This is a genomic window from Kitasatospora sp. NPDC057512, from assembly GCF_042802135.1.
Classification (GTDB): domain Bacteria; phylum Actinomycetota; class Actinomycetes; order Streptomycetales; family Streptomycetaceae; genus Kitasatospora.
On the sequence record NZ_JBHVET010000539.1, the window covers coordinates 1 to 6,039 of the forward strand.

Genomic DNA, 6,039 nt, shown 5'->3' on the forward strand with positions numbered 1-6,039 from the left:
GACCCCGGCACCAGCGCGGGCATCTACGTCTACACCGCCGGCGCGCCCTCGGTCGCGGTCGGCGACTCGGTGACGGTGAACGCCACCGTCACCCAGTACCGCCCGGGCGGCACCGGCGGCACCACCAACCGGTCGATCACCGAACTGACCGCGCCCACCGTCACGGTGGGCGCCCACAACGTGCCGCTGCCCGCCGCCACCGTGGTCGGCCAGGGCGGGCGGGTGCCCCCGTCCGCGGTCATCTCCAGCGTCACCTCCGGCGACGTCGAGGCGGCCGGGAACTTCCAGCCCGCCACCGACGGCCTGGACTTCTGGGAGTCCCTGGAGGGCATGCGGGTCGAGATCGACAACGCGGCCGTGGTCGGCCCGACCAACAGGTACGGCGAGCTCGCCGTCGTCCCGCCGGGCAGCACCACCCGTACCAACCGGGGCGGCATCCTGCTCCAGGCGAACGACGGCAACCCGGAGCGGGTCGTCCTCGGGAAGGCGCTCGCGCCCACCCCGACCGCCAACGTCGGCGACACCCTGACCGGCGCCACCGTCGGCGTGCTCGACTACGCCTTCGGCAACTTCACCCTCCAGGTCACCGCGACCCCGGCGGTCACCTCCGGCGGCATCGCGCCCGAGACCACCGCCGCGCCGACGGCCGGCCAGCTCGCCGTGGCCACCTTCAACGTGGAGAACCTCGCCCCGTCCGACCCGCAGAGCAAGTTCGACGGCCTCGCGGCGGGCATCGTGACCAACCTGCGCTCGCCCGACCTGGTCGCCCTGGAGGAGATCCAGGACAACAGCGGTGCCACCGACGACGGCACGGTGAGCGCCACCCAGACCCTGGCCAAGCTCACCGCGGCCATCACCGCGGCCGGCGGCCCCTCCTACTCCTACCGGGAGATCGACCCGGTGGACGGCCAGGACGGCGGACAGCCCGGCGGCAACATCCGCCAGGTGTTCCTGTTCCGCACCGACCGCGGCCTCTCCTTCACCGACCGCCCCGGCGCCGGATCCACTACCGTCGACTCCGTGGTGAACGCGGGCGGCACACCCCAGCTGGCCTACTCGCCCGGGCGGATCGACCCGACCAACGCGGCGTTCAACTCCAGCCGCAAGCCGCTGGCGGGCGAGTTCCGCTGGAACGGCAAGCCGGTCTTCGTGATCGCCAACCACTTCAACTCCAAGGGCGGCGACCAGCCCCTCTTCGGCCGCTACCAGCCGCCGGCCCACCCCTCGGAGACCCAGCGCCACGCCCAGGCGACCGCGGTGAAGGGCTTCACCGACCAGATCCTGGCCGTGGACCCGAACGCCTCGGTCATCGTGCTCGGCGATCTCAACGACTTCGAGTTCTCGCAGACCACCGACATCCTCACCGCCGGCGGCTCGCTCACCGACCTGCCGCGCACCCTGCCGCTGCCCGAGCGCTACACCTACGTGTACGAGGGCAATTCGCAGGTGCTGGACCACATCCTGATCTCCGGCGCGCTCGCGGCCACCTCGTACAGCTACGACATCGTGCACATCAACAGCGAGTTCAGCACGCAGCTCAGCGACCACGACCCGCAGGTGGTGCGCATCCCGCTGCCGTAGCGGCCGAGGCCGACGGTGCCGGTCTCCCCGTTCGTGGGGAGGCCGGCACCGGTCGTCCGATCGTCCTGACCGTCACAGCCATGTGACGACCCGCCTCGCCAGGCTCGACGAGGAGGAGTAGGGCCGGGCCGCGCCGTTACGGGCGAACGCGCCGTCGCCGTCCCGCCCCTGTCGACCAGCGGGCGGGACGGCGGTGTCACGTCGTGTCAGCGCGTCACGGTCCAGGACAGGCTCGCGGTCAGCTTCGCGCGCAGCGCGGGGTCCGCGACGGCCGGGGTCGGGTCGGTGGCGACCGCGGTGAGCACGTGCGGCCGGGAGCGCGGTCCGGTCAGCTTGAGCTCGGCCAGGTCCAGTGCGGTGCGGCCGCCCAGCCGGGGCAGCTCCTTCCCGTCCAGGTACCAGCGCAGCCGGGTGCCGGCCACCGGCAGGTCGACGGTGAGGCGGTCCGCGGCGGTGAGCCGACTGCCGTTGGCGGTGGGGCTGGTGAGCGGGGTGGCGTGGCGGTAGAAGCCCGCGATCATCGCCTCGCGCCCGGGCAGGTTGAACTCCCGGCCGAGCGAGCGCATGATCGAGTTCTCGGTCGGCCGGTAGAGCCCGGTCGGGTAGTAGCCGCCGCCCTCGTACGCGCCGACCGTGCCGCCGTCCGGCGAGGCCTGGCCCAGCCAGCGCGCCCACTTGGTGCCCTGCTGCCGCATCCGGTCGGCGGTCAGGGTGCTGATGTTGGCCTCGGCGGGCTCGCTGCCCTGGTACGTCCCCTGGCCGTCGTACGCGTACTCGTCGGCCAGCTTGCCCAGCGAGTGCCCGGTCTCGTGCACCGCGATCTGCCCGGACCTCGCGTTGCCGCCCGCCACGGTGGCGATCCCCTCGTAGCCGAGCGGGGACTTGACGTCGTTGTAGCCGGCGCCGCCGTACTTCGCGCTGTTGGCCACCACGAGCACCAGGTCCGCCTGCGGGGCCTTCGCCGCGTACGACTCGACCGCCTTCTCGTCCACGCAGAGCAGCCGCTCCACTCCGTCGCACCAGAAGTACGAGCCCAGCGCGGTGTGCCGCACCGTCCCCTGGTCCGGGTCCCCGGTCACCCCGGACTCGGGTGATATCGCGGACACCGCCCAGACGTTGAACAGCGCGCGGTAGCTCGCGTAGGGCTCGACGGCGGTCATCTCCTGCCACTTCTGGGCCGCGTCCGCGCGGAACTTGTCCTGCTCCTGCGCGGTGTACCCGTCGCCGATCACCACCACGTCCAGCTTGGCGGCCGGCTCCCCGTTGCGGACCAGCGCGGTCACGTCGCCGTCGCCCCGCATCGGGGCCACGCCCTGGGCGCGGTCGGCGAGATAGGGGGAGACGGCCGGGGCCTGGGCCCGGGAGATGCCGCCGTCCTCGGCGAACACCTCGACCTGACGTGTCGACGGCTTGTCGTCCGCCGGACGGGCCCCCGCGGGCGCGGCCCCCAGTACCGCACCGGCGAGTACGGTGGCGAGCAGGGTGGTGGCGGTTCTGACGGTGGTGCGGTGCACGGGTGTCCTTCCGGAGGGAACGGTCTGTGGCCTGCTCCCTTCCCATGGCGATAACCTGACAATCCTGCGTCTGTGCAACCCGATTCCCGAACCCTCCGGTCACCCATCGGCCCGGGCCGGCCCGAAGGACAGGCAGCCGATCACCGCACAGGCCGCGACGGTGCTCAGCCAGGCCAGCACGGCGACCGTGATCGTCACGGGGAACGACCACTGGAACGCCCCGATGAGGACGAGGGAACCGGCGAACGACCCGACGGTGAACACGATGCTCCCGACCTGCACCACGTCCATGACGCCCTCCCGAGGCCCGTGCAGACCGTGGACGACGGCCGCGCTGCCGACGCTGATCAGCAGCGCGACCCCGAGGACGGGCAGCCAGGGCAGCTGAGGCTTCACCGCCCGGTGGCCGTGGTACGAGATCTGCACGACCTCGCCCTTCCAGACCCCGACGTCGATCGTGGTGCCGACCTCCACGTCCTGGAAGAAGGGCTCGCCCACGTCGTACTCGTCACTGCCGGCGGTCTCGCGCGCGACGACCAGCTTGTACGAACTGAGGTCGTTCTCCCGGTCCGTGTCCACCTTCTTCTTCACGACCCGCCCGCTCTCCAGCCGCAGGCAGTCCGCACCCGCCCCGGCCGTCGGCGTCCCACACACCGGGGCCGTCCGGTACGCCACCGTCGCGTCGTACGTGCGAATGAAGAGGAGGAACCCGGCCACGACCGGCACCACCCCCGCCAGCACGACCAGCACCCGCCTCGCCGCCCGAAGCCGCGCCGCACGCCTGCTCGGCTTGATGACCGGTCCCGTCCCGACGTCCATCGCGCCCTCACCCACCCCACGACACCTGCCCGTTGCATCCGGTGCTGATTCCCGGCCGCGGACCGCATGATGCCAGGAGGCACCGACGGGCGAGCGATCGCCATGGAGCTTGACAGCGGGCCGCCTACGTCGAGTGGAACCGGCGGTACGAGGCCGGCACCGCGGACATCGGGGAACACCCCGGCAACGGCGGCGTCGACGCCCGCTACGACGAACTGACGGCCCTCCTGGCGCCGTACCGGCAGCTGCCCGCGGACGCGAGGCTGCTCGTGGGGGAGTGGCGCTGCGACAGCGGGGACCGCTACCGGACCGACGGGCTGGACTACTGGTTCCGCTGGGGGGACCTGGAGGAGGGCGGGGCGTGAGGCTCCGGCAGCTATACGGAGCCGCGGGTTCGGACGGATAGCGCGATGAGCCGGAAGCACGTGATAGTGCCCGACTCATTCGCGCTTTTGTCTTTGTGTTATGCGTGTGCTCTTTTTCTCTTGCATGTGGCCCGGGTTCCGGCTCGGTATCACGGATTGGTGCCCGTGTTCTCGATCCCGGGTCTTGTGTTATCTGTATTTCTGTTTGGGTTGTTGTTTGTGTGTTAGGGGAAGATGTTTTGGCCGGGGGTGAGGGTGTGGGTGGGGTCGTAGGTGTTTTTGGCGGTGGTGAGGGTGGTGTAGTGGGGGCCGTAGTGGTTTTGCCAGTCGGTGGGGGTCATGTGGGGGATGGCGCCGACGAGGTAGCGTTTGGCGCCGAGTTGGGTGGCGGTGTTGTAGAGGGTGCGGTTGCGGGTGAGGGCGGGTTGGGGGTTGGTGTTGGGGTGGGGGAAGGCGAGGAAGTCGAAGAGGTAGGTGGTGGGTTCGTTTGGGGTGTTGGCGAGGGGGTGGGTGAGTTTGTTGGTGTGGAAGGGGTAGCAGAGGAGGAGGCCGTGGCCGATGTCGTCGGGGGTGATGTGGGGGAGGGCTTGGTTGAGGAAGGTGGGGGTGGTGGTGGCGGGGAGGAAGAGGGAGAGCCAGGGTTTGGGGGCGTTCCAGTAGCCGAGGTTTTTGATGGTGTCGGCGAAGGTGTCGGCGCGGTAGGTGTAGTCGCGGTAGGTGGTGTCGTTGGTTTGGGTGGTGGTGGGGTTGAGGCCGGTGAGGAGGGTTTGGGGGTTGGGGGGTGTGGTGGTGTAGTGGGCGACGGCTTCGATTTTGTAGCGGGGGGGTTGTCCGTTGGGTTGGATGAGGATTTCGCCGACTTGGGAGGGGAAGCGGCCGTCGAGGAGGGTTTGTTGGTCGGTGAGGAAGGTGTGTTGGTCGTTGTAGGTGAGGGTGAAGACGAGGGCGCGTGCGGGGGCGGGGATGAGTTTGAGGGTGGCGCGGGTGATGATGCCGACTTGGCCGGCGCCGGCGAGGGCGGTGTGGAAGAGGTCGGGGTTGTGGGTGGGGGTGGCGGTGAGGATGCGGCCGGTGCCGGTGACGATTTCGATGGATTCGACGGTGTCGGCTTGGAGGCCGTGTTTGTGGACGGTGGAGCCGATGCCGCCGATGCTGATGGTGCCGCCGATGGAGAGGTGGAGGTAGTCGGTGAGGCAGGGGGGTGTGAGGTTTTGGGTGAGGGCGGCGTCGGTGAGTTGGGCCCAGGTGACGCCGGCGTCGACGGTGGCGTTGGTGGGGGTGATGGTGTGGATGCGGTTGAGGGCGCGGGCGTTGATGCTGATGCCGCCGGCGGCGCCGGCTTGGCCGTAGTTGGAGTGTGATTCGAGGTCGTTGCCGGTGCCGCTTTGGCCGTTCATGGCGACTTTGAGGCCGTTGTGGCGGGCGTAGTTGATGATGTTGGCGATGTCGTGGGGGCCGGCGGGGTTGAGGACGGCGTAGGGGGTGGTGGTGGTGAGGCGGCCGAAGTCGTGGGAGTGGGCGGTGGTGGTGGTGGGGTTGGTGGTGAGGGTGCCTTGGAGGGGGGGTAGGGGGGCGATGCGGCCGGGGGGTGTGGGGGTGTCGGTGGTGGCCCAGGTGCGGGTGGTGGTGTTGAAGCCGATGATGGTGGCGGCTGCGGCGGTGAGGAGGGTGCGGCGGGTGGGGGCGGGGTGGTTCATGGTTGGTGGCCTCCTTGGTGGTGTGGGTGGTGGTTGGTGGGGGGTGGTGGGCGGGTCTGGTCG

4 protein-coding genes are annotated in these 6,039 nt (G+C 70.2%); 1 reads left to right on the forward strand and 3 read right to left on the reverse strand.

Annotated elements, in window-relative coordinates; all coding sequences use genetic code 11:
* Positions 1–1,581: endonuclease/exonuclease/phosphatase family protein (locus ACFU6K_RS28490; RefSeq protein WP_380667747.1), on the forward strand; the 1,581-nt coding region annotated here is incomplete at its 5' end.
* A 206-nt stretch (positions 1,582–1,787) separates the two neighbouring features.
* Here ACFU6K_RS28490 and ACFU6K_RS28495 read toward each other — a convergent pair.
* The 3 genes from ACFU6K_RS28495 to ACFU6K_RS28505 form a co-directional block, all read right to left on the reverse strand.
* Positions 1,788–3,095 (reverse strand): M64 family metallopeptidase, encoded by a 1,308-nt coding sequence (locus ACFU6K_RS28495; RefSeq protein ID WP_380667749.1) that lies wholly within the window; start codon positions 3,093–3,095, stop codon positions 1,788–1,790.
* 99 nt (positions 3,096–3,194) lie between these two features.
* Positions 3,195–3,929 (reverse strand): hypothetical protein, encoded by a 735-nt coding sequence (locus tag ACFU6K_RS28500; RefSeq protein WP_380667751.1) that lies wholly within the window; start codon positions 3,927–3,929, stop codon positions 3,195–3,197.
* A 574-nt stretch (positions 3,930–4,503) separates the two neighbouring features.
* Positions 4,504–5,976, reverse strand: coding sequence for an FAD-binding protein (locus ACFU6K_RS28505; protein ID WP_380667753.1), 1,473 nt, complete (start codon positions 5,974–5,976; stop codon positions 4,504–4,506).
* Positions 5,977–6,039 lie beyond the last annotated feature (63 nt).

What these genes read in the sequence shown, in the direction of transcription:
- ACFU6K_RS28505 (WP_380667753.1), bottom strand. Translation starts at nt 5,976, where the DNA reads ATGAACCACCCCGCCCCCACCCGCCGCACCCTCCTCACCGCCGCAGCC.